Below are 22,547 nucleotides of genomic sequence, written 5' to 3'. Positions count from 1 at the left end.
GCTGACGAGGTGAGCAGCGCAACCCGCCGCACGGCGACGCAATGGGGCGTCTACGACGTCGACGTCGTCGACGGTCGGATCGCCTCGGTTCGCGGCATCGACCTCGACCCCGACCCGTCGCCGATCGGTGACACCCTCGTCGACGGTGTGCACTCGCTCCGCATCGAGCGACCCGCCGTCCGGCAAGGCTGGCTCGACGGCGGCCCCGACCGCGCACGCGACCGGCGCGGCGCCGACTCGTTCGTCGAAGTCGACTGGGACGTCGCCCTCCGCCTCGCCGCCGACGAGATCGACCGGGTTCGAACCGAGCGTGGCAACGAGGCGATCTACGGCGGGTCGTACGGCTGGGCGAGCGCCGGCCGCTTCCACCACGCGCAGTCGCAGCTGCACCGCTTCATGAACGTGATCGGCGGTTGCACCCGTTCCGTCGGGTCGTACTCGACTGCGGCGGCACAGACGATCCTGCCCCACGTCGTGGAGCAGTGGTACCGGATGGAGCTCGAGCAGACCACCTGGTCGGAGATCGCCGACGGCGGCGAACTCGTCGTCAGCTTCGGCGGACTCCCGGTGCGCAACAGCCAGGTCTCGTACGGGGGCATCACCCGGCACGAGGTCGGCGACGGCATCCGACGGGCACACGACCGGGGCGTCCGGTTCGTGACGATCGGGCCACAGCGTTCCGACACGCCCGGGTACACCGACCACCGCTGGATCCCGATCCGGCCGGGCACCGACGTCGCGCTCATGCTCGCCGTCGCCCACGTGCTCGGGACCGAGGGGCTGGTCGACCGGGCATTCCTCGATCGCTGCACCGTCGGCTACGAACGCTTCGAGCCGTACGTCCGCGGTGAGAGCGACGGCATCCCGAAGACCCCCGAGTGGGCGGCCGCGATCACGGGGGTGCCCGCCGATGTGATCACCGGGCTCGCCCGCGACATGGCACGGCACCGAACCCTGCTCAATGCATCGTGGGCGCTCCAGCGGGCACACCACGGTGAGCAGCCGTACTGGATGCTCGTCGTCCTGGCGTGCATGCTCGGCGACGTCGGCACCACCGGCGGAGGCTTCGGCTTCGGACACTGCAACGAGGGCCACATCGGCAGCGACGGCCGCCGGTTCGGTTGGGCGGCGCTCCCGCAGGGCACGAGCCCGATCACCTCGATCATCCCCGTCGCCCGGATCGCCGACATGCTGCTGTCGCCGAACCAACCGTTCGACTTCGACGGCCATCGACTCACGTACCCTGAGATCGATCTCGTCTACTGGGCGGGCGGCAACCCCTTCCACCACCATCAGGACCTCAACCGTCTGGTCGCAGCCTGGCAGCGACCGTCGACCGTCATCGTGCACGAACCCTGGTGGACGCCGATCGCCCGGTTCGCCGACATCGTGTTCCCGGCCACCACCGCCCAGGAGCGGATCGACGTCTGCATGTCGAGCCACGATCCGTACGCCCACGTCATGGAACAGGTGGTCGAACCGCCGGCCGATGCCCGATCCGATCATGCGATCTTCGCCGGCATCGCCGAGCGACTCGGACTCGGCGACGCCTTCACCGAGGGGCGTGACGAACGAGCGTGGATGGAACACATGTGGGAACGTTCGGCCGAGCGCGCCCGAGCCGACGGTTTCGACTTGCCGTCGTTCGACGACTTCTGGGCGGCGGGCCGGTACGAGCTCCCACCGGCCGCCGAGCAGCGTGCCGCCTGGCTCGTCGACTTCCGTGACGACCCGGCGGCCCATCCGCTCGACACGCCGTCGGGCCGCATCGAGATCTTCTCCGACACGATCGCCTCGTTCGGCTACGACGACTGCCCCGGGCACCCGGTCTGGCTCGAACCGTACGAGCGCCTCGGCGGCGCCCTGGCCGATCGGTTCCCGCTCCATCTCGTCAGCCACCAGCCGGCGACCCGCCTGCACAGCCAGCTCGACCACAGCGAGTTCAGTCGGCGTCACAAAATCGACGATCGAGAGGTGGTCCGGATCCACCCGGACGCGGCCGCCGAGCGCGGCATCGCCGACGGCGCCACCGTTCGGCTGTTCAACGACCGTGGCGCCTGTCTGGCAGCGGCACGACTCGACCCCGACCTGGCGCCTGACGTGCTGGCGCTTCCGACCGGTGCCTGGTACGCCCCGGCCGAGCCCGGAGTCGTCGGCTCGCTCGAACTCGGCGGCAACCCCAACGTGCTCACCCGCGACGTCGGCACCTCGTCGCTCGCCCAGGGGCCCAGCGCTCACACCTGCCTGGTCGAGATCGAACCGTTCTCGGGCGAGGCGCCGTCACCGAACGCCTACGAACCGCCGCCGTTCCGGTAGGCGGGAGTCGGCTCGGAGCCGGAGCGTCAGCAGCCCTCGGACGGGCGAGCTGTTGCCATCTGCTCGGCGAGTGGCCGCAGATCCATCCACCACGGGGTCGCGCTCGGACGATGCGCACCCGCTTCGACGAGTTCCGGGAAACGTTCGAGCGGTGTCGTGACGATCGAGCCGTCGACGTGGCCGAACATGTGGCTCGACCGATCGCCTCGATCGAGGGCATCGAGCAGTCGGCCGATCGCATCCGCCGCCAGACGCGACGCCTGGATCCGGTCGAACGGGCTCGGTGAGCCGCCCTGTTGGACATGACCGAGGATGGCGCCTCGAACGTCGAAGTCGCCGCCGCTCTCGTGCTCGAACAGGGCCGAGATGAACTCGGTCGTGTAGAGCGGGTCGGCGTGCTCGCTGCGCACGACCAGCCCTCGACGCTTGCCCAACTCGAACCCGGCTCGCAGGGTGGCGAGGTCGGCCTGGAGCCGATCGAGCGAGATGCCGTCCTCGGGGAGATAGACCCGTTCGGCGCCCGTCGCCAAGCCACTCATGAGCGCGAGATAGCCGGAGTCGCGGCCCATGACCTCGACGACGAAGCATCGTTGCGACGCCACCGCCGACTCCTTGATCTTGTCGACGTCGACGATGATGTTGTTGAGCGCGGTGTCGGAGCCGATGCTGAGATCGGTGCCGGGCACGTCGTTGTTGATCGTGGCGGGTAGACACACGATCGGGACGTCGATGCCGGCCGCTCGGGCGGCGTCGCCGATCAAGCGGTTCGCTCCCTGGTACGCGGTCCAGCCACCGACGACCACCAGGCCGTCGAGGCGGTGGCGTGCGATCGTGTCGGCGATGCGGTCGAAGTCGTCGGGCTCGGGCAGTCGCCGGCTGGTGCCCAGTTCGGCGCCTGGTCGAGCCGACCAGCCCGACACGCTCATCCAGCCGAGTTCGGTCGTGTCGTCGTCGATCAACCCGCGGAACCCGTCGACGAGGCCGACGATCCGGTGACCGCGCGCCATCGCGACGCGCACGATCACGCGCACCGCAGCGTTCATCCCAGGCGCCGGCGCACCGGCGTGGAGCACACCCAGCCGTCGTGGGGGAGTGCCGTCGGGTTCTTCGCGGGGTCGGACGGGGACGAGGGTGCGCAGCAGCTCGAACGACGACGTGAAGCTGCTGCCGCGCAGGGCCATGGCTCGGTCGATGTCGTTCGAGGAGATGACGTCGGCGATCGATCGAGTCGCCTCGACGCACTCCATCAGCGGCGACGTCACGACACGGTGGCCACGGATACCGACGAGCTGTGGTTCGGCCCCCGGGTCGGTGGCCAACAGATGCGTCGTGGCGGCGTGACCGAGCACCGTGCCGAGGTATCGATCGAACGCGGTGGGCGAACCGCCGCGCTGGACGTGGCCGAGCGTGGTGACGCGCGTGTCCTCGCCCAACCGCTCCTCGAGCACGGTGCGCACGTCGTGGGCCGTGATCGGGTTGCCGTGGCGATCGACGACGCCCTCCGCGACGAGGACGACGCTGGCGCGGCGGCCGATCTTGCGGCCGCCCGAGAGCACGTCGCACATCGTGTCCTCCCAACCGTCGGCCGGCGGGTTCTCGGGGATGAGCACGAAGTTGGCGCCGGCGGCCAGACTGCCCATCAGCGCGAGATAGCCGCAACGACGCCCCATCACCTCGATCACGAAGGTGCGCTGGTGGCTCGACGCGGTGCTCTGGATGGCGTCGACGGCTTCGATGATGCGGTGCAGGGCCGTGTCGGCGCCGATCGTCATGTCGGTGCCGACCATGTCGTTGTCGATCGAGCCGACGAGTCCGACGAGCCCCAGCTCGTGGTGGTCGGCAGCCGCCTCGGGAGCGAGCTCGCCGGCTGCCACCAGCTCGTCGAGCAACGCGGGCCACTCACGTCGGAAGAGATCGGCGCCGGTGAGACTGCCGTCGCCGCCGATCACCACCAACCCGTCGACCCCTCGTTCGACCAGGTTGTGAGCGGCGCGGCGTCGGCCGTCGCGCGTCCGGAAGTCGTCGCTGCGAGCGGTGCCGAGGTCGGTGCCGCCGAGCTGGAGGATGCCGCTGACGTCGGCCGAGGTCAGCGACTGGATCAGTTCGCCACCGTCGACGAGCCCTTGCAGTCCTTCACGCACGCCGAACACCTCGGCGCCGGCGGCGAGCGCGGCGCGGACGGCCGCCCGCACGGCGGCGTTCATGCCGGCCGAGTCGCCGCCGCTCGTCAGGACCGCCAACTTGCGGGTGCCGGTCACGACGGGGCTCCTTCCACGACGCGGGCGGTCTGTTCGGCGATCGCGTGCTCCTCGTCGGTCGGGACGACCATCACGGTCATGTCCGACGCTGGGGTCGTGATCACCGGCTCGTGCTGTTCGTTGGCCGAGACGTCGAGTTCGACGCCGAACGCCCCGAGGCGCTCGCAGACCCGTCGCCGGACCTCGGCGCTGTGTTCGCCGATCCCGGCGGTGAACACGAGGGCGTCGCACCCGCCGAGCACGGCGACGTAGGCGCCGACGTATTTCACGATCCGGTGACAGAACACGTCGAGCGCGAGTTCGGCATCGGCGTCGCCGGAGCGTGCCCGCTCGGTCACGGTTCGCATGTCGGAGTCGCCGCAGAGACCCACCAACCCACTGCGGCGCACCAGGTCGGCCGACACGTCGGCCTCGCTGCGACCGGACGCTCGTGCGACATGGCCGATCACGGCCGGATCGATGTCTCCGGTGCGGGTCCCCATCACGAGCCCCTCGAGTGGTGTGAGACCCATCGACGTCTCGACGCACCGACCGTGATCGATGGCGGCCATCGACGCACCGTTGCCGAGGTGGGCGACGACGAGGTCGAGTTCGTCACGCGGCCGACCGAGCGCGTCGGCGGCCCGGGCCGACACATAGTCGTACGACGTCCCGTGGAAGCCGTATCGGCGCACGCCGTAGTCGTCGAACCAGCCGCTCGGCACGGCGTAGCGGTACGCGTGGGCGGGCACGGTGCGATGGAACGCCGTGTCGAACACGGCGACGTGGGGAAGATCGGGCCACGCTCGCCGAGCGGCACGGATACCGGCGAGGTTCGCCGGGTTGTGCAGGGGCGCGAGCGGCACCAACGACTCGATGGCGTCGACCACCGCGTCGTCGATCAGGGTCGGCGCCACGAAACGTTCACCGCCATGGACGACGCGGTGACCGACCGCCTCGACGGGTGCGTCGCCCAGCTTCTCGATCACGTCGGCGAGTGCGTATTCGTGATCGACGACCTCCTCGATCAACCCTCGGGCGAGTCGGCGACCGTCGGTGGCGTCGATCAGCTGGTACTTGACCGACGAACTGCCCGAGTTGAGGACGAGGACGGCCATCAGGCGTGCTCCACGCCGGCTTGGATCGCGGTGATGGCGATCGTGTTGACGATGTCGGCCACCAGTGCGCCTCGCGAGAGGTCGTTGACCGGCTTGTTGAGGCCCTGCAACACGGGGCCGACCGCAACGGCGTCGGCCGACCGCTGCACCGCCTTGTAGGTGTTGTTGCCGGTGTTGAGGTCGGGGAAGATGAACACGGTGGCCTGGCCGGCGACATCGCTCCCGGGCAGCTTGCTGCGGGCGACGTCGACGTCGACGGCGGCGTCGTACTGGATCGGCCCCTCGACCTTCAGGTCGGGCCGCAGCTCGCGTACCCGCTCGGTCGCTGCCCGCACCTTGTCGACGTCGGCGCCGGTGCCCGACGCGCCGGTCGAGTAACTGAGCATCGCGATGCGGGGTTCGATCCCGAACATCGATGCGGTGTCGGCCGACGAGGTGGCGATGTCGGCGAGCTCGTCGGCGTTCGGGTCGGGGTTCACGGCGCAGTCGCCGTACACGAGGACGCGATCGGCGAGCAGCATCAGGAACACGCTCGACACGATCGACGTGCCGGGACGGGTCTTGACGAACTCGAGTGCCGGCCGGATCGTGTGTGCGGTCGTGTGCGCCGCACCCGACACCATGCCGTCGGCCAGGCCCTCGTACACCATCATCGTGCCGAAGAAGCTGACGTCGGTCAGGATGTCGTGTGCCCGCTCGAGCGTGATGCCCTTGTGGGCGCGCAGCTCGTGGTAGCGCTTCGCGAAGCGCTCGGTGAGGTCGGAGTCGAGCGGGTCGATGATCGGGATGTCGCCGAGTGCCAGGCCGAGATCGGCGATGCGAGTGCGGATCTGGTCCTGCGGCCCGAGCAGGGTGAGGTCGCACACCTGTCGCCGGCAGATCCGTTCGGCGGCTCGGAGGATGCGGTCGTCGGTGCCCTCGGGCAGGACGATGTGGGCCTTGGCCGCCTTGGCCCGCTCGATCAGGTCGTACTCGAACATGATCGGCGTCACGACGTCGGATCGGCCGACCTCGATGCGTTCGCCCAGGGCGGCCAGATCGACGTGCTCCTCCAGGTGGGCGAGGGCGATGTCGATCTTGCGTCGGTCGCCGGGGGTGATCGCCCCCTCCACCTCGTTCGCCGCGATCGCCGTGTCGAAACTGTCGGTCGAGACCGAGAGCAACGGCACCGGGACACCGCCCGACATGCCGGCGATCAGTGATGTGACGCGATCGTCGGGCCGGAGGCCGCCACTGAGCAGCACGCCCGACACGCTCGGGTAGGCAGCCGACGTCCGGGTCAGCATGGCGGCGAGCACGACGTCGGGACGGTCGCCGGGAGCGATGAACACGGTGTCGTCCTCGACGTGGTCGAGCATGTTCGGCACCGACATCGCGGCCACCTTCACGTGACCGACCGAACGGGTGAGGTCGTCCGGGTCACCGGCGACGAGCTCGGCACCGAGCGCTCCCTGGAGCTGTGCGAGCGAGGGTTGGCGCAGCTCGGGGAGCTCGGGCACGGCCCACACCGGATCGTCGCTCGACTGCTGGGCCAGACGCTCCCGCAGCGGTCCGAGTACCGACGGGCCGACGCGATTCACGACCATCGCACTGATCGCGTCGTCGCCGAACGAGTCACGGCCCACCCGGAATCGTTCGACGATCTCGTCGACGCCGCGGTCGTGACCGTTGACCACGACGACGATCGGGGCGCCCAGGTGCTCGGAGATCCGCAGATTGACGTCGAGCTCGATCGGTGAGGAGGCACCCGTGAAGTCGGTGCCCTCGACGACCACGAAGTCGCTGACGGCCTCGATCTGCCGGAAGCGTTCGACGACCCGAGCCATGCCCGCTCGGGACGCGTTCCCGAGCTCGCTCCGTTCGGAATCGGTGAAGGCGTAACCACACCGTTCGTCGGGCAGCTCGTAGCGTGCTCGGATGAGTGCCAGGTCGTTGTCGTCGCCCGACTGGACGACCGGTCGGAAGAAGCCGACCCGACCGACCCGCCGGGAGAGGAGTTCGACCAGGCCGAGCGCGACGAGCGACTTCCCGCTCGCCGGACCCATCGCCGTCAGGTACACCGCGCGCGTCACGCCCCCGACAGTAACGGCAACGACCGGGGCGCGGCAGTGGACGTCCGGCCCGGTCGGCCAGGGTTCATCGTCCCGTCACCGGTGCGTGACCCGTGTGGCCACGCCGACGCTCAGGTGGTGGCGTTCGCTGCGGTGTCGATCCAGGGGCCGACGCCGCTGATGCGGTCGACGGCGACGCGCACCACGACCAGGTCGGGCGAATCGCGCAATGCCAGCGGGTGTCTGTCGAGACCGGTGTACTTGCGGGCGAGGCGATCCATCAACGTCGGGTCGGCGCCCGTCGTGAGCGTCGCCGTGCCGCGCGCGACGAGGTGGCGCTGGAACCCTTGATCGTTGCGGATGTCGTCCTCGATCGAGATCACGACCGATGGGTCGGCCTCGAGATTCTTCGCTTTTCGGCTCGATCGATCGCAGCCGAAGACGATCTCGTCGTCTTCGATGATGACCCACACGACCGACACCTGGGGCGTTCCGTCGTGGTTGCGGGTCCAGACGTGCGCGACCGCATCCGATCCCAGGAGCGCCTGGGCCGGTGCTGACAACAAGGACATGGTGTGCCCCCTTTCCCCTCGGCCATCCAGTACACCGCGACTTCGACCGCGTGTCCAGAGCGATCGCGGTCAGGGGACGAGCGCGGCAGCCAGTGCGTCGGGATCGTCCGCGGTGACGATGAAGCGTGTCGTGTCGAGTTCGGGGGTGTCGATCACCAGCGCCCGCTGTTCCTTGCGGATCACGGCGACGATCCGCTTGCCCTTGCCGCGCCACGTCCCGATCTTCGTGTGGCCGGGTACCGACAGACCGGGGGCCCGGAAGCCCGACAGTTCACCGTGCGGGTCGTCGACCACCGTCACCGACTCGATCGCCGACCGGGGGATGTGGAGGTCGCCCAGGAACCCCATCACCTTCTCGAATCGCGACAGTTCGATCACAACCTCGTGCTGATTGACCGACATCGACTCCATGACTGCGTCCTTTCCCGGGTTGGCGCGATCACCGTACGAGTCGCCACCGGACGCGACATCATCCCCCGGTCGGATCGTGGTCCGTCCGGAGGATGATGTGCCGGCGAGGGGAGGCCTCGTCCCTCCGTGGTCGACCGGTCAGGTCGGGTCGTGGTTCATCTCCCAGTGCTCGGGCGACCGCCACAGTGCGCTGGCCGTGAGGTTGCGGATCGCCGTCATCTCGCTCGGCAGCCGGGTGTGGAGCTTCATGAACAACTCCTCGACCTGGAGCAGCTCGGCGTCCCAGTCGGCACGGTCGATCGACATGCAGTCGAGGAAATCGGCCTCGGTGAAGTCCTCGAGGCCCTTCCAGTTGATGTCCTGGTAGCGCGGCATCCAGCCGAGCGGGCTCTCGACACCGACCGCCTTGCCCTGCGAACGCTCGACGATCCACTGCAGGATGCGCATGTTCTCGCCGAAGCCGGGCCACACGAACCGGCCGTCGTCGTCACGACGGAACCAGTTGACCTCGAAGATGCGGGGCGGGTTCTGGATGCTGCGTCCGAAGGCGAGCCAGTGGTTGATGTAGCTACCCATGTGGTAGCCGGCGAAGGGCAGCATCGCGAACGGGTCGCGTCGCACGACGCCCTGCTGGCCGAACGCTGCCGCGGTCGTCTCCGATCCCATCGTGGCCGCCATATAGACGCCGTACGCCCAGTTGAAGCTCTGGACGACGAGCGGGATCGTGCCGGAGCGGCGACCGCCGAACACGAATGCGCTGATGGGCACGCCCTTGGGGTCGTCCCAGTCGGGATCGAGCGCCGGATTCTGGGCAGCGGGCGCCGTGAACCGGGCGTTGGGGTGCGAGGCCTTCGTGTCGGAGCCGGGCGTCCAGTCGTTGCCCTGCCAGTCGATCGCGTGAGCGGGCGGTTCGCCGTCCATGCCTTCCCACCACACGTCACCGTCGTCGGTCAGGGCGACGTTGGTGTAGATGGTGTTGGCTCGGATCGACTCCATCGCCGACGGGTTCGTGGCGAACGACGTGCCGGGGGCGACGCCGAAGTAGCCGGCCTCCGGGTTGATCGCGTACAACTTGCCGTCGTCGGGGGAGGGCTTGATCCAGGCGATGTCGTCACCGATGGTGGTGACCTTCCATCCCTCGTCCTGGAACGACTGTGGCGGAACCAGCATGGCGAAGTTCGTCTTGCCACAGGCGCTCGGGAACGCTGCGGCGACGAAGGTCTTCTCACCCTCGGGGTCGGTGACACCCATGATCAACATGTGCTCGGCGAGCCAGCCCTCGTCGCGGGCCATCGTCGAGGCGATGCGCAGCGCCAGGCACTTCTTGCCGAGGAGTGCGTTGCCGCCGTAGCCCGAGCCGTAGCTCCAGATCTCGCGCTCCTCGGGGAAGTGCACGATGTACTTCGTGTCGGGGTTGCAGGGCCACGCGACGTCGGTGTCGCCCTCGGCGAGGGGTGCGCCGACGGTGTGCATGCAGGGCACGAACTCGCCGTCGGTGCCGAGCACCTCGACGGCGCCCTTGCCCATGCGGGTCATGATCTTCATGTTCACGGCGACGTAGGCGGAGTCGGTGATCTCGACGCCGAGCTGGGCGATGTCGGAGCCGAGCGGGCCCATGCTGAACGGGATGACGTACATCGTCCGGCCCGCCATGCAGCCGTCGAAGAGACCGCCGAGGATGCCGCGCATCTCGTCCGGGTCCATCCAGTTGTTGGTCGGGCCCGCGTCCTCCTCGGTGCGTGAGCAGATGTAGGTGCGGTCCTCGACGCGGGCGACGTCGCTCGGGTCGGAACGGGCGAGGAAGCTCCCGGGGCGCTTCTCCTCGTTCAGTCTGATGAACGTGCCGGCGTCGACGAGTTCCTGGGTGAGTCGGTCGTATTCCTCCTGCGAGCCGTCGCAGAAGTGAACCGAGGCCGGCTTGCAGAGTTCGACCATGTCGGTGACCCATGCGATGAGTCCGTCGTGCTGTACGTAGTCCGGGATGTAGTCGGGGGAAGCCATGACTCCATCGTCAATTCCGATCGCCCATCTGTCCACGGCCGAACGTCCCGGATCGGCTGGGGACATGGGTCGTTCGGACGATGCTGAGAGATCGTTCAGGGGCGACATCCGAAGCGGCTCGCGGCGCCGTAGAGTTCCGCGCCGCCATGAATCGTCCCAGTGAAGACGCAGCGCTCGAACGGCTCCGCCGGTTCGACTCGCCCGACCGATCGTCATCCGGCACCGCCGAGATGCCGGCGGCGGCGCGTCCGTCCCCGCCGCCCTCGCAGCTCGACCAGAACACCGGCACCGGCCAGTTGTTCGCGTCCGTCTTCGTGCCCGGCCTGCCCTCGATGAAACGGCACCCCGTGCTCGGCATCGTCCTGTTCGTCGTCGGGGTGCTCCTGCCGTTCGTGATGCTCGCCTGGGTGTACGCGAACCGCGACGACCTGGTCGGATTCGCTCTCGACCCACAGTTCCTGCTGATCGTCACCGCGGCAGCGCTCGGCGCCGTCGTCGTGCGGCTCGCCGCCATCGGCGAGGTGTTCCACGCCCACCGGCGTTCGCCCGGGATCGCCGGTCGATCGTCGGTCGCCGCCGTGCTGGTGCTCGCGCTCGGCCTCCCCGCGTACTGGGTGGCGTTCCAGGCCAACGAGGCCCGCACCGTTGTCGCCGACGTGTTCGCCGGCGGCAGCGACGACCCGCTGTACACGCCGACGAACGCCGCGGTCGACCAGAGCGACTTCACGAACATCGTGCTGTTCGGCGGCGACGCCGGCCCGGGCCGGTGGGGGCTCCGTACCGACACGATGATCCTCGTCACCATCCACGAGCCGACCGGTCGCACGGCGCTGGTGTCGATCCCGCGCAACCTGACCCGCATCCAGTTCCCGCCAGGCACCCCGATGGCCGACGCGTTCCCCAACGGATTCGACGATCTGGGCAACGCGATCTTCCCGTACGTGTCGACGCGCGACGAACTCATGGCCGCCTACAGCCGCGACGGGCTGCAAGCCGAGGCCGTCGCACTGTCCGAAGCACTCGGCTACTCGCTCGGCATCCAGATCGACGACTTCGCCCTCGTCAACATGCAGGGCTTCACGGAGGTGATCGACGCCGTCGGTGGCGTCACCCTCGACCTGGCGACCAGCATCGAGCTGCCACCGTCGCTGCCGGGCGAGCGCGAGCTGCCGTCGTCGATCGGCCCGGGCGCCGTCGACATGGACGGAGCGATGGCGATCGCATACGCCCGTTCGAGGTACGCCGACTCCGACTACCAGCGGATGGGTCGCCAGCGTCAGCTGCTCGCAGCGCTCGGCTCCCAGGTCTCGGCGACCGAGGCGTTGACCGGGTTCGGCTCCGTCACCGGCGTGCTCGACGACTCGATGCGGACCTCGCTGTCGTCGAGCGAGTTCAGCCGGCTCCTGGACCGCCTGGGCGACAACCAGGCGATCCAGGAGTCGGTCGGTCTGATCCCGCCGCTGATCGAGCCGGGCAATCCCGACTACGTGCAGATCCGCACGATCATCGCCGGTGTGCAGAACGCCATGGCGACGGGCAACCCGTCCGGCTACGCCGGCTGAGACCGCTCAGCGTTCGTGATCGCCCTGTCGGTACAGGGCGGTGAGTTCGTCGAGCTTCGCCTTGACGTCGGCGTCGATCGGTGACTCGACCGCTGCGACCGACGCGGCGAGCTGTTCCGGGCGGCTGGCACCGATGATCGGTGCCGTGACCACCGGGTTGGCGAGTACCCACTGGATCGCCATCGTCGTCATCGGCACCCCGGCGTCCTCGGCGACGGCCCGCAGGTCTTCGACCGACGCGAACATCTGATCCTGCCAGTAGCGCTCCGAGTACATCTCGCCTGCGCCGCCGAGCGTGAACCGGGTGCCCTCGGTGGGTGCGCCCTGCCTGTGCTTGCCGGTGAGCAGGCCGCCGGCGAGCGGGTTGTACGGGATGACGGCGACGTCGTCCTCGTCACACAGGCGGAACAGCTCGCGTTCGTTCTCTCGGAACAGGAGGTTGTAGCGGGGCTGCACCGCCTCGAACCGGCTGATGCCGAGCGCCTCGCTGCGACCGATCGCCCGGGCGAGCTGGTACGCCATCGTGTTCGAGCAGCCGACGTATCGGACCTTGCCCGACCGCACGAGGTCGTCCAGTGCCTGGAGCGTCTCGTCGATCGGTGTGTGCGGATCGAAGAAGTGGATCTGGTACAGGTCGACGTAGTCGGTGCCGAGGCGCTCGAGCGACCGGTCGATCGCCCGCATGATGTTCTTGCGGCTGTTGCCCTGATCCCACGCGTTCGGTCCGGTGCGGAAGAAGCACTTGGTGGCCAGGACGATGTCGTCACGACGACCGTGACGTGCCATCCACCGACCGATCAGCTCTTCGGTCCGGCCGATCGTCTCGACCGGACCACCGATCGGGTACACGTCGGCGGTGTCGAAGAACGAGATCCCGGCGTCGTACGCCGTGTCCATGATGGCGAACGAGGTCTCGTCGTCGCACTGGAACCCGAAGGTCATCGTGCCGAGGCACAGCTTCGAGACGCGAAGGCCGGTGCGGCCGAAACGAACATGTTCCATGGCCGCACCGTACCTTCGGCGTGGTCAGCCCATCAGATCGGCGGCTTCGTCGATGAGTGCGGCGAGCTCGTCGATGTCGTCGTCGTCCATCTCGTCGGCCAGCCGGTCGGCTTCGGCGACGAGCGACGCCATCTCGATGTCGTCGGCGTACGGGTTGTCGCGCAATACCTCCGCGAAGACGGCCACGACGGTCGCGAGGCGGAAGTCGTCCGGCGTGCTCGCCCAATCGATCTCGACGTCGCGCAGGTCGATGTCCTCGTCGATCTCGGTCACGTCGCCGTCGTCCGGGTCCTCCCACCGCAGGAACACCTCGCCGATCTCGTCCCGGTCGTCGAGGTCGACGCCACGCTCGAGTTCGAGCTCGTAGACGGCGGTTACCTGGTGACCGGCACCGAGCTCGCCGGCGTCGACGTCGTCGTTGCGGAAATCGCTGTCGCGCACACCCCGGTTCTCGAACCCGATCAGCCGGTAGGCCTCGACGATCTCCGGGTCGAACTCGACCTGGATCTTGGCGTCCTTCGCCACGGTGAGCAGTGTCGATGTCAGCTCGTCCTCGAACAGGCGCTCGGCCTCCTCGTCGGTGTCGACGTAGGCGTAGAAACCGTCGCCCTGGTCGGCGAGCTGCTCCATCGTGACGTCGTTGAAGTTGCCCATGCCGAAGCCGACCGTCACGAGGTTGATGCCGCGGTCGGCATCGTCTCGGATCATCGCCGCCAAGGCGTCCGGGTCGGTCACGCCGACGTTGGCGACACCGTCCGAGGCGAGCACGACCCGATTGATGCCGTCGTCTCGGAAGGCCTCGCCGGCCAGTTCGTAGCCCGTGCGGAGTCCGCTCTCGAGGTTGGTCGACCCGCCGGGCTCGAGGTCGTCGATCGCGTCGAGGATCACGTCTCGTTCGCTGACCGGCGTCGGGAACAGCACGACGCCCGAGGCGTCGGAGTAGGTGACGATCGCGACCGTGTCGTCGTCGTCCAACTCCTCGACGAGGATCTCGAGCGACTCCTTCACCAGCCCGAGACGATCGTCTCGATCCATCGACCCGGACGTGTCGACCACGAAGGTGAGCGCGGCCGGACCCCGGTCGTCGTCGTCGACGATCTCGCCTTGCACACCGATGCGGACGAGCACATTGTCGTCGTCGAACGGTGATGGGCCACCGTCGACGCTGATCTCCAGACCGCTGCGCGGCGTGTCGTAGTCGTACGAGAAGGCGTTGACGTACTCCTCCGGGCGGACCGACTCGATCGGCGGGAGCACCCCTTCGTCGATCCACCGTCGCATGACCGTGTACGAACCGGTGTCGACATCGAGGGCGAACGTCGACAACGGGTCGTCGCTCGTCTCGACGAAGTCGCGATAGCCGTAGTCCTCGAAGGTGTTGTCCTGCTCGCGGTCGGTCGGCTCGACCGGTTCGGACTCGAACAACCCGCCGGACCCGTCCTCACCGGCGGTCGGCGCCGCGGCCTCGTCGGCGAACTCGGCGTCGGCGTCCCCGGCCGGAGCATCGGCAGGTTCCTCCGCCGGCTCCTCGGTCGCCATGTCGTCGCTCTCGGCGTCGTCACCGCTGTCGTCTCGGGCGTCGTCGGCTGGCTCGGACGCCGGTTCGTCGGCCGGTGGTGCGAAGACGTCCTCCTCGTCTCGCCCTCCGTCGGACGACTCGGACGACCGGGACGACTGCTCGACGTCGTCGTCGCTCGAAGAGTCGTCGTCATCCCCACTGCAAGCAGTGAGCATCACCCCCACGGCGACCAAGGCCGCCACTGTCTGGTTCACGTTGCTGCGCTTCATGGCGGTTGGACGAACGTCGCCACCGGACCGGTTCCCGATGCCCATGTGTCGAACGGATGACGAAACGGGGGCCTCCCAACCGGTCGGCGACCGGGTCGAGTCCGTACCGCCGACTGTTCACCACTCGGTCGACGGGTGTTCACCGACCGGCGATCGGACGTCCACCACCCCGATCTAGGTTCGCCGACGATCCCACGATCCCCAGGCGAATGGAGACCCCCGTGACCGTTGACGACGGCATCAGCAACCCTTCGACCAACCGTCCCTTCCAGGACGTGTTGGCCACCAACCTCAGCCGCCGCAAGGCCCTCATCGGCGGCGGCGCCACGGCTGCGATCGCGTTCTTCGGCGCATCGAGCGTCGCCGAGGCCGGCGCGCCCGCCAAGACCGGCAACGGCAAGGGCAACGGCAACGCCGTGTTCCACAATTCCCTGATCGGGTTCGCTCCGTGCCCGAACCCGGGTGGGCCGAACCCGACGATCTCCGACGACTACCAGTACGACGTGATCATCCCGTGGGGCACTCCGCTGCAGCCCGGCGGCGTCGACACCAACGGGGGTCGTCCCGCCTCCGAGGCCGAGGCGCTCCAGCAGATCGGACTCGGGCACGACGGGATGCACTTCTTCCCGATCAACGGGCGCAGCGACCACGGAATCCTGTGCATCAACCACGAGTACGGCACCACGCCCCACGTGCTCGGCAAGGCGTTTCCCGAGAGTCTCGAGGACGTCCGCATCTCGCAGGCGATCCACGGCAACGCGGTCGTCGAACTGAAGCGCACCAACGGCGCGTGGGAGCGGGTCGCGTCGAGCTACAACCGGCGGATCACCCCGAACACCCCGGTCACCTTCGACGGTCCCGTCGCCGGGCACCCGCTGCTCGACAACCCGGCGGGCAACGCTCCCGCCGGCACGGTGAACAACTGCGCCAACGGCTCGACGCCGTGGGGTACGTACCTCACCTGCGAAGAAAACTTCAATGGCTACTTCGGCGCGAACGAGACGTTCACGGCGACCGAGCGTCAGGCGCGTTACGGCCTGTCGTCCGGCGGGTTCGGCTACGGCTGGCACGTCTTCGACGAGCGATTCGACCTGACGAACCCCGACTACGCGAACGAGTCCAACCGCTTCGGCTGGATCGTCGAGATCGACCCGATGAGTCCGACGTCGGCACCGGTGAAGCACACGGCGCTCGGGCGCGTGAAGCACGAAGGCATCGCACTCACCGTCGGCCGTGGCGGTCGCGTGGTCGGCTACATGGGCGACGACGAGCGGTTCGACTACATCTACAAGTTCGTGTCGGCCAAGAACTGGAAGTCGATGCGTGCGCAGGGCAAGAGCCCGCTCAGCGAAGGCCAGCTGTTCGTCGCCCGTTTCGACGACGACGGCACCGGCCAGTGGCTCGAGCTCACGATCGACAACCCGGTGCTCGCCGCCGAGTTCGCCGACCAGGCCGAGGTCCTCGTCTACGCACGCCGAGCCGCCGACCTGCTCGGCGCCACCCCGATGGACCGCCCCGAGTGGACCTCGGTCGCCCCGAACGGCGACGTGTACTGCACCCTGACCAACAACACCCGCCGCACCGAGGCAAACGCCGCCAATCCGCTCGCGCCGAACCCGGACGGGCACATCATCCGCTGGCGCGACAGCGACAAGCACGTCGGGACATCCTTCGAGTGGGACATCTTCCTGATCGCCCAGGACAGCCACGGCACCGAGGCTGCCTACGGATCACCCGACGGCTTGTGGGTCGACCCCGACGGCCGTGTGTTCGTCCAGACCGACGGCGACCAGCCGTACGGCAACAACCAGATGCTCGTCGCCGACCCCAAGACCAAGGAGATCCGGCGCATCTTCGCCGGCGTCGACGGCGACGAGATCACTGGCATCGCCGTTACCCCTGACCGTCGGACGATGTTCGTCAACACCCAGCATCCGGGCAACGGCGACCCGTCGTCGACCAACTTCCCGGTGCCGGGAGCCGGCGGTCCCGAGATCCCTCGCGACGCCACCTTCGTGATCACCCGCAAGGACGGCGGCGTCATCGGTTCGTGACGTCTGCGCCCCGGCCCGGTTCTGGTAGGGAGACCGAGTCGGGGCGCAGCCTCGATCCCGAAGCGGCGCTCAGCTGTCGCGTTCGGCGACGATCTGCGACTCGCGGGCGGCCGCTGCGAAGATGCCCTTCGACATCAGCGACGACTCGACCTTGCGGCGCCGCAGATAGACCTCTGCCCGCTTCGCGTGCACGTCGGGATCGTCGGGTGCTGCCCACCCGGCGAAGTCGGCGAGGTGGCTCGCGAGTCGGATGTCGCCGTCGTCGAGCGCCTGATCGGCTCGGTCGAGCAGGGCCTGCGTGCCGCCGGCCAGCTCGGCCACGACGGCACCCACGGCCGCGTCGGGAGCCGGCTTCAACCGGCTCGCGGCACCGTCCCACCAGCCTCCGAACTGGCGCCAGACATTGCGAACGACGAACTCGGGCTCGTCGTAGAGGGGTCGAAGGTAGGGGAGCGCCAGGGTGTCGTCCGGGACCCGAACCGTGTGCACGATCTCGTCGAGCTTCGCACCGGCGTTCATCATCGACACGACCTCGTCGACGATCGCGTCGAGCGCATCGGCGACGGTGTTCAGCACCGTCGAGATCCGCTCGGCGCCGGCGATCGGCAACCCGTGCGCCGGTACGACCAGTTCGGGCTCGAGCGCCGCCATCCGTCGCAGCGCCGCTGCCCACTCGATCGGGTATCGCTGCACCTTCTGCGGGTTGCCGGCGTTCGGGAAGTTCCAGATCAGGAAATCGCCGGCCATGATCGCCTTGCGATGCGGCAGCCACGCCCACAGATGGTCATCCGTCTCGCCGCGATCGTGGAACAGTTCGATCGTCTCGTCGCCGACCTGCACGGTGTGGGAGTCGCCGACGACGGTCGTCGGCCAGAGGGTGCTCGCCGGCAGGAACTGTCGCCAGCGGGCGAGCGCCTCGTCGTCCGACTCGGCCAGCAGCAGCCCCTGGTCCTGTCGGATTCCGCCGAACTGGCGCTGGTTGATGTCGATGTTCCAGTCGTTGGTCGCCCGGTAGCGCTCGAAGCGTGCGCTGACCCGCTCGTGGCCGATCACGTCGATGTCGTTCCAGCGCTCGGCGAACGCCCCGCTGCCGCCGACGTGGTCGATGTGACCGTGGGTGTAGACGAGATGGGTGACGGGCACGTCGGACCAGTCGTCGATCGCCGCTGCCACGTCGTCGCCGCTGCTGCGGTGTGAGGCGTCGAACGCGATCGCGCCGGCGTCCGTACGCACGACGGCGGAGTGGCTGAAGCTCTCGACGACCGCCATGCCGTCGCCGATCTCGCTGAGCTCTTGCGTGACGCGATTGACCGGCTCGTCGAGGATGCGGTCGTCGATGATGCGGCTGGAGAGTGCGAGCAGATCGGCCATGTCCCGACGGTACTGCTCGGCCCGAACGGGGAACGGACGGAGAAGGTGCGGAACGGGTCCGAACGAGTCGAGAAACAACCGGAGAACTGCCTGGTAGCGGCGGGTGGGCGTCCGTACCGTCGCTCTCGTCCACCCCCGAACCAGGAGGCAGCATGATCCGTACCCGAACCGCCCTCGCCGCCACCGTCGCCGCAGCGCTCACCCTCGCAGCGTGTGGTGACGACGACGGCAACGACACCGCCGCGCCCGTCGAGTCCGTCGCCGATGACGACATGGCCGATGACGACATGGCCGATGACGAGATGGCCGACGACGACATGGCCGACGACGAGATGGCCGATGACGAGATGGCCGATGACGAGATGGCCGATGACGAGATGTCCGACGATGACATGGCCGACGATGACATGTCCGATGACGAGATGTCCGACGATGACATGGCCGATGACGAGATGGCCGACGATGACATGTCCGACGATGACATGTCCGATGACGACATGTCCGATGACGACATGTCCGACGATGACATGGCCGACGATGACATGGCCGACGACATGTCGATGAACGACCTGATGAGTCGCATCATCGACCGTGACGATCTCACCGTCCTCGACGACGCGATCCACGCCGCCGGACTGCAGGACGCCCTGCACGACGAGGGTCCCTTCACCGTGTTCGCTCCCACCGACGAGGCGTTCGCCGCCTACCTCGGCGAGATGGACATGACCGCCGACGACGTCCTCGCCGACACCGACGCCCTCACGACGCTGCTCGAGGCCCACGTGGTCGAAGGCAGCGACGACGCCGCCATGGTGATGGACATGAACGGCCAGGCCTTCACCACCCTCGCCGGCAGCGAACTCACCATCACCGTCGACGGTGACACGGTGATGGTCGGCGACGCCACCGTCGTCGAATACGACATCACCGCCGACAACGGCGTGATCCACATCATCGACACCGTCTTGACGCCGCCCGCCGGCTGAACGAACCTCGCTGGGTGCGGCGTTCGCCGCACCTGGCGACGGGAGCGCACATGACCTCCATCGACATCGACCACGAACAGCACGACGACCGGCACGACCAGCACGACGACGCGGGGCCGGACGAACCGTCGACGCCCGGCGACGACCGCGTCGCACGCCTCGTCCATCCACGGGCGATCCGGTGGTTCCACTGGATCAACGTCCCGCTGCTGACCATCATGGTGTGGAGCGGCCTCCGCATCTACTGGGCCGAGGACGTCTATGCGTTCGGCATCGGCAGCTGGGAGTGGTTCGCGTTCTTCCCCGAGGTCGTCTACGAACAACTCGGCCTCGACCGCCGGTTGGCGCGCGGGATGGCGTTCCACTTCTCGTTCGGGTGGTTGTTCGTCATCAACGGCGTCGCCTACTCGATCTACCTCGCTCTGACGGGGGAGTGGCGGCACATCGTCCCCGACCGACGGGTGCCGAGAGAAGCCGCCCAGGTCGTCGCTCACGATCTGCACCTCCGCAAGGACGCCCCGCCGCAGGGCAAGTACAACGCCGCCCAGCGCATGGCGTACACCGCCGTGCTCGTCATGGCGGCGATCCTCGTGATCAGCGGCTTCGCGATCTACAAGCCGACCCAGCTCCACCCGCTGCCGTACCTGTTCGGCGGCTACCAGGGCGCACGGCTCACCCACTTCGCGATGACGATCGGCATCGTCCTGTTCTTCGTCGTCCACCTGCTCCAGGTGGCCCGTGCCGGATGGAACAACTTCCGCTCGATGATCACCGGCTACAGCCTCGAACCCGCCAGTCCCGCCGACGTCGCGGCCCCCGACGTCACCACACCCACCGACGAGGAGGCCACGTCATGAGTGGCACCGAAACCACCGACGATCGCCCTGGACCCGACGACGACCGGCAGCACGACGACGATCGGGCCCGGCAGCTCGCCGCCCAGACCGCCGACGCACCCACGATCCCGGTCTCGGAGTTCCGCACTCGCTCGCGGCGATCGTTCCTCACGGGTGCCGCCGCCGTCGTGGTCGGCGGCGGGCTGTGGCGGTGGGTCCAGACCCAAGACACCGACGACGGCATCCCGCAGGTGCTGCGCGACACCCTCGAGGCGAACGAGTCGATCTGGACCGCCCTGCCCGCGCGCTCGGCGCCCGAGTACGACATCGCCGACGCCAGCCCGATCCAGATCAACGGCCGACTCGGGATCCGCAACGAGATCGACCTCGACGAGTGGACCGTCCGCGTCGAGGCGCCCGACGGCACGATGCTCGATGAACTCGACATCTCGACCTTCGAGGCGCTGCCCCAGTACGACCTCGTCTACGAGCACAAGTGCATCGAGGGCTGGTCGAACATCACCCACTGGGGAGGGCCCCGTTTCGCCGACTTCCACGCCCGCTACGCCGACGAGGTCGGCGACGTGCCCTACGTCGGGCTGGCGACGCCCGATCGTCAGTACTACGTCGGCTGGGACATGCCGTCGATCCTGCACCCGCAGACGCTGCTCGCGATGCGTGAGCACGGCGAGCCGTTGTCGCAGGCGCACGGTGCACCGCTCCGGCTCGCCACGCCGAACAAGTACGGCATCAAGGCGATCAAGCGGATCGGCGTGATCCGGTACTCGTACGAGCGCCCGGCCGACTACTGGGCCGAGCGCAGCTACGACTGGTACGCCGGACTCTGATCGTCCGGCATCGCCGGGTCAGGCGCGCGGCTCTCGGGGCAGACCGAGCACCCGCTCACCGAGGATGTTGCGCATGATGTTCGACGTGCCACCCATGATCGTGTAGCCGGGCGCGTAGAGGAGGCCGTGCACGACGTCGTTCCACACCGTGGCGTCGGCGCCGTAGACACGGGCGACGAACTCGGCGACCTCGATCTCGTGCTCGGTGCAGAAGCACTTCGTGGCGGCGGAGAACCCCGTGGGTGCCTGCCCGAGCACCTCACGAGTGACGAGGATGCGTCCGATCCGGTAGGCCGATTCGAGTCGGGCGATCTCCTGGCGGACGCGCGGGTCGGAGGTGTCGGCCCGGTCGCACGCGAGTTGGAACAGGGCACGGTTCGAGACCAGCCGGTCGATGCCGCCGCGTTCGTGTTCGAGCTGGCGCATCGTCTGCTTGAACGCGTTGCCCTCGACGCCGACCAGGTTGGGGAGCGGCACCCGCACGTCGGTGAAGAACACCTCGCAGAAGTGCTGGTTCGTGGTCATGTCCTTGATCGGACGGACCTCGATGCCGGGCGTGTCCATCGGCACGATGATCTCGCTGATGCCCTGGTGGGGCGGGCCGTCGCTGCTCGTGCGGCAGATCAGGTAGATGTAGTCGGCGACATCACCGAAGCTGGTCCAGATCTTCTGGCCGTTGATCACCCACTCGTCGCCGTCGCGTCGTGCCGACGTGACGAGCGATGCGAGATCGCTGCCGGCGTTCGGTTCCGACATGCCGATGCACCAGGTGGTGTCGCCCGACAACATGCCCGGCAGGAACTCGGCCTGCTGGTCGTCGCGGCCGTAGGCGATCAGGGTCGGCCCCATCTGTCGGTCGGCGAACCACATGGCCGCGATCGGTGCGCCGGCGGCGATCAGTTCCTCACCGATGATCAGGCGGTCGACCGGCGGGCGACCCTGGCCGCCGAACTCGGTCGGCCAGGTCAGGCCGATCCAACCCAGTGCGGCCATCTCCTTCGCGAAGTCCTTCGAGAAGCCGTTGATCCACGAGTCGTTGTGACGACCGAACCGCTCCACCGCGTCGGCGGCGACCTGACGGGCCTGCTCACGCAACTCGATCTGTTCGGGCGACCACGCGAAGTCCATGGCGACGATCGTATGCGTGAGCAACCCTCACCCCCGAATCGGTCGGGACGGACGGGCTCGCGCACTGAGTGGTTGGCCAAACCCGAAATGTGACATTTCCGTGGTCGGATTTTCCGGTTCTTGAACGAATTCCTCGGAATTCCTTGAATTTCGGGGTGACAGCGCCGAGACGAGATTCATACGCTGGAAGCATGTTGGGTACTCGGAACGGCGCGATTCGGCGAATCGCCACCGCGATCACAGCGGTATCTGTACTGAGCGTCGTC

16 protein-coding genes are annotated in these 22,547 nt (G+C 68.1%); 6 read left to right on the top strand and 10 right to left on the bottom strand.

Annotated features, from left to right (window positions below):
* The first annotated feature begins 9 nt into the window (after positions 1 to 9).
* Positions 10 to 2,316: a molybdopterin-dependent oxidoreductase gene (locus BDK89_RS12010; RefSeq protein WP_133869170.1), complete on the top strand. Its 2,307-nt coding sequence runs from the start codon at positions 10 to 12 to the stop codon at positions 2,314 to 2,316.
* A gap of 26 nt (positions 2,317 to 2,342) precedes the next feature.
* Here BDK89_RS12010 and BDK89_RS12005 read toward each other — a convergent pair whose 3' ends face one another.
* The 6 genes from BDK89_RS12005 to BDK89_RS11980 all read right to left on the bottom strand — a co-directional run bounded on the left by BDK89_RS12005 (position 2,343) and on the right by BDK89_RS11980 (position 10,706).
* Positions 2,343 to 4,574 carry a 6-phosphofructokinase gene (locus BDK89_RS12005; protein WP_133869169.1) on the bottom strand — a complete coding sequence of 744 codons (2,232 nt, stop codon included), beginning with the start codon at positions 4,572 to 4,574 and terminating at the stop codon, positions 2,343 to 2,345.
* Complete coding sequence (locus BDK89_RS12000) at positions 4,571 to 5,671, bottom strand: acetate/propionate family kinase (protein WP_133869168.1); 1,101 nt, start codon at positions 5,669 to 5,671, stop codon at positions 4,571 to 4,573. The genes BDK89_RS12005 and BDK89_RS12000 overlap by 4 nt, the downstream gene beginning before the upstream one ends.
* The gene (gene pta, locus BDK89_RS11995; RefSeq protein WP_133869167.1) at positions 5,671 to 7,743 is read right to left on the bottom strand and encodes a phosphate acetyltransferase; all 2,073 of its coding nucleotides are present in this window, start codon (positions 7,741 to 7,743) and stop codon (positions 5,671 to 5,673) included. Before pta ends, BDK89_RS12000 begins: the two co-directional genes overlap by 1 nt.
* Positions 7,744 to 7,853: 110 nt before the next feature.
* Positions 7,854 to 8,294 (bottom strand): TIGR03618 family F420-dependent PPOX class oxidoreductase, encoded by a 441-nt coding sequence (locus tag BDK89_RS11990; protein WP_133869166.1) that lies wholly within the window; start codon positions 8,292 to 8,294, stop codon positions 7,854 to 7,856.
* Between the two features lie 69 nt (positions 8,295 to 8,363).
* A complete protein-coding gene (locus BDK89_RS11985) occupies positions 8,364 to 8,705 on the bottom strand; it encodes a hypothetical protein (protein ID WP_133869165.1) in 342 nt (113 codons plus the stop codon).
* A 138-nt stretch (positions 8,706 to 8,843) separates the two neighbouring features.
* Positions 8,844 to 10,706: a phosphoenolpyruvate carboxykinase (GTP) gene (locus tag BDK89_RS11980; RefSeq protein WP_133869164.1), complete on the bottom strand. Its 1,863-nt coding sequence runs from the start codon at positions 10,704 to 10,706 to the stop codon at positions 8,844 to 8,846.
* A gap of 146 nt (positions 10,707 to 10,852) precedes the next feature.
* Here BDK89_RS11980 and BDK89_RS11975 point away from each other — a divergent pair, with 146 nt between their 5' ends.
* Positions 10,853 to 12,268, top strand: a complete 1,416-nt coding sequence (locus tag BDK89_RS11975) for an LCP family protein (protein ID WP_166657548.1) — start codon at positions 10,853 to 10,855, stop codon at positions 12,266 to 12,268.
* A gap of 6 nt (positions 12,269 to 12,274) precedes the next feature.
* Here BDK89_RS11975 and BDK89_RS11970 read toward each other — a convergent pair whose 3' ends face one another.
* Together BDK89_RS11970 and BDK89_RS11965 are read right to left on the bottom strand one after the other, a co-directional pair.
* The gene (locus BDK89_RS11970; protein ID WP_133869162.1) at positions 12,275 to 13,270 is read right to left on the bottom strand and encodes an aldo/keto reductase; all 996 of its coding nucleotides are present in this window, start codon (positions 13,268 to 13,270) and stop codon (positions 12,275 to 12,277) included.
* Between the two features lie 24 nt (positions 13,271 to 13,294).
* The gene (locus BDK89_RS11965; RefSeq protein WP_133869161.1) at positions 13,295 to 15,043 is read right to left on the bottom strand and encodes a vWA domain-containing protein; all 1,749 of its coding nucleotides are present in this window, start codon (positions 15,041 to 15,043) and stop codon (positions 13,295 to 13,297) included.
* 236 nt (positions 15,044 to 15,279) lie between these two features.
* Between BDK89_RS11965 and BDK89_RS11960 the strand changes: the two genes are divergently transcribed.
* On the top strand, positions 15,280 to 17,112 hold the full coding sequence (locus BDK89_RS11960; protein WP_133869160.1) for a PhoX family protein: 1,833 nt from the start codon (positions 15,280 to 15,282) through the stop codon (positions 17,110 to 17,112).
* Between the two features lie 69 nt (positions 17,113 to 17,181).
* Here the strand turns inward: BDK89_RS11960 and BDK89_RS11955 are convergent, their stop codons facing one another.
* Positions 17,182 to 18,483, bottom strand: a complete 1,302-nt coding sequence (locus BDK89_RS11955; RefSeq protein ID WP_133869159.1) for an alkyl sulfatase dimerization domain-containing protein — start codon at positions 18,481 to 18,483, stop codon at positions 17,182 to 17,184.
* A 152-nt stretch (positions 18,484 to 18,635) separates the two neighbouring features.
* Between BDK89_RS11955 and BDK89_RS11950 the strand changes: the two genes are divergently transcribed.
* From BDK89_RS11950 to BDK89_RS11940, 3 genes are read left to right on the top strand one after another with little or no spacing between them, the layout of a single operon-like run.
* A complete protein-coding gene (locus BDK89_RS11950) occupies positions 18,636 to 19,469 on the top strand; it encodes a fasciclin domain-containing protein (protein WP_133869158.1) in 834 nt (277 codons plus the stop codon).
* Between the two features lie 50 nt (positions 19,470 to 19,519).
* Positions 19,520 to 20,326, top strand: a complete 807-nt coding sequence (locus BDK89_RS11945; protein ID WP_133869157.1) for a cytochrome b/b6 domain-containing protein — start codon at positions 19,520 to 19,522, stop codon at positions 20,324 to 20,326.
* Positions 20,323 to 21,153 carry a molybdopterin-dependent oxidoreductase gene (locus BDK89_RS11940; RefSeq protein WP_166657547.1) on the top strand — a complete coding sequence of 277 codons (831 nt, stop codon included), beginning with the start codon at positions 20,323 to 20,325 and terminating at the stop codon, positions 21,151 to 21,153. The genes BDK89_RS11945 and BDK89_RS11940 overlap by 4 nt, the downstream gene beginning before the upstream one ends.
* An 18-nt stretch (positions 21,154 to 21,171) precedes the next feature.
* Here BDK89_RS11940 and BDK89_RS11935 read toward each other — a convergent pair whose 3' ends face one another.
* Positions 21,172 to 22,281 carry an acyl-CoA dehydrogenase family protein gene (locus BDK89_RS11935; RefSeq protein WP_133869155.1) on the bottom strand — a complete coding sequence of 370 codons (1,110 nt, stop codon included), beginning with the start codon at positions 22,279 to 22,281 and terminating at the stop codon, positions 21,172 to 21,174.
* Positions 22,282 to 22,547: the final 266 nt, after the last annotated feature.

The organism is Ilumatobacter fluminis, assembly GCF_004364865.1.
GTDB classification, from domain to species: Bacteria; Actinomycetota; Acidimicrobiia; order Acidimicrobiales; family Ilumatobacteraceae; genus Ilumatobacter; species Ilumatobacter fluminis.
This window is presented reverse-complemented; position numbering and strand designations above follow the sequence as displayed.

Excerpts from the sequence above, each read along its gene's own strand:
- BDK89_RS12000 (WP_133869168.1), bottom strand. The coding sequence starts at position 5,671 with ATGGCCGTCCTCGTCCTCAACTCGGGCAGTTCGTCGGTCAAGTACCAG.
- BDK89_RS11990 (WP_133869166.1), bottom strand. The coding sequence starts at position 8,294 with ATGTCCTTGTTGTCAGCACCGGCCCAGGCGCTCCTGGGATCGGATGCG.
- BDK89_RS11985 (WP_133869165.1), bottom strand. The coding sequence starts at position 8,705 with ATGGAGTCGATGTCGGTCAATCAGCACGAGGTTGTGATCGAACTGTCG.
- BDK89_RS11980 (WP_133869164.1), bottom strand. The coding sequence starts at position 10,706 with ATGGCTTCCCCCGACTACATCCCGGACTACGTACAGCACGACGGACTC.
- BDK89_RS11975 (WP_166657548.1), top strand. The coding sequence starts at position 10,853 with ATGAATCGTCCCAGTGAAGACGCAGCGCTCGAACGGCTCCGCCGGTTC.
- BDK89_RS11970 (WP_133869162.1), bottom strand. The coding sequence starts at position 13,270 with ATGGAACATGTTCGTTTCGGCCGCACCGGCCTTCGCGTCTCGAAGCTG.
- BDK89_RS11955 (WP_133869159.1), bottom strand. The coding sequence starts at position 18,483 with ATGGCCGATCTGCTCGCACTCTCCAGCCGCATCATCGACGACCGCATC.
- BDK89_RS11950 (WP_133869158.1), top strand. The coding sequence starts at position 18,636 with ATGATCCGTACCCGAACCGCCCTCGCCGCCACCGTCGCCGCAGCGCTC.
- BDK89_RS11945 (WP_133869157.1), top strand. The coding sequence starts at position 19,520 with ATGACCTCCATCGACATCGACCACGAACAGCACGACGACCGGCACGAC.
- BDK89_RS11940 (WP_166657547.1), top strand. The coding sequence starts at position 20,323 with ATGAGTGGCACCGAAACCACCGACGATCGCCCTGGACCCGACGACGAC.
- BDK89_RS11935 (WP_133869155.1), bottom strand. The coding sequence starts at position 22,281 with ATGGACTTCGCGTGGTCGCCCGAACAGATCGAGTTGCGTGAGCAGGCC.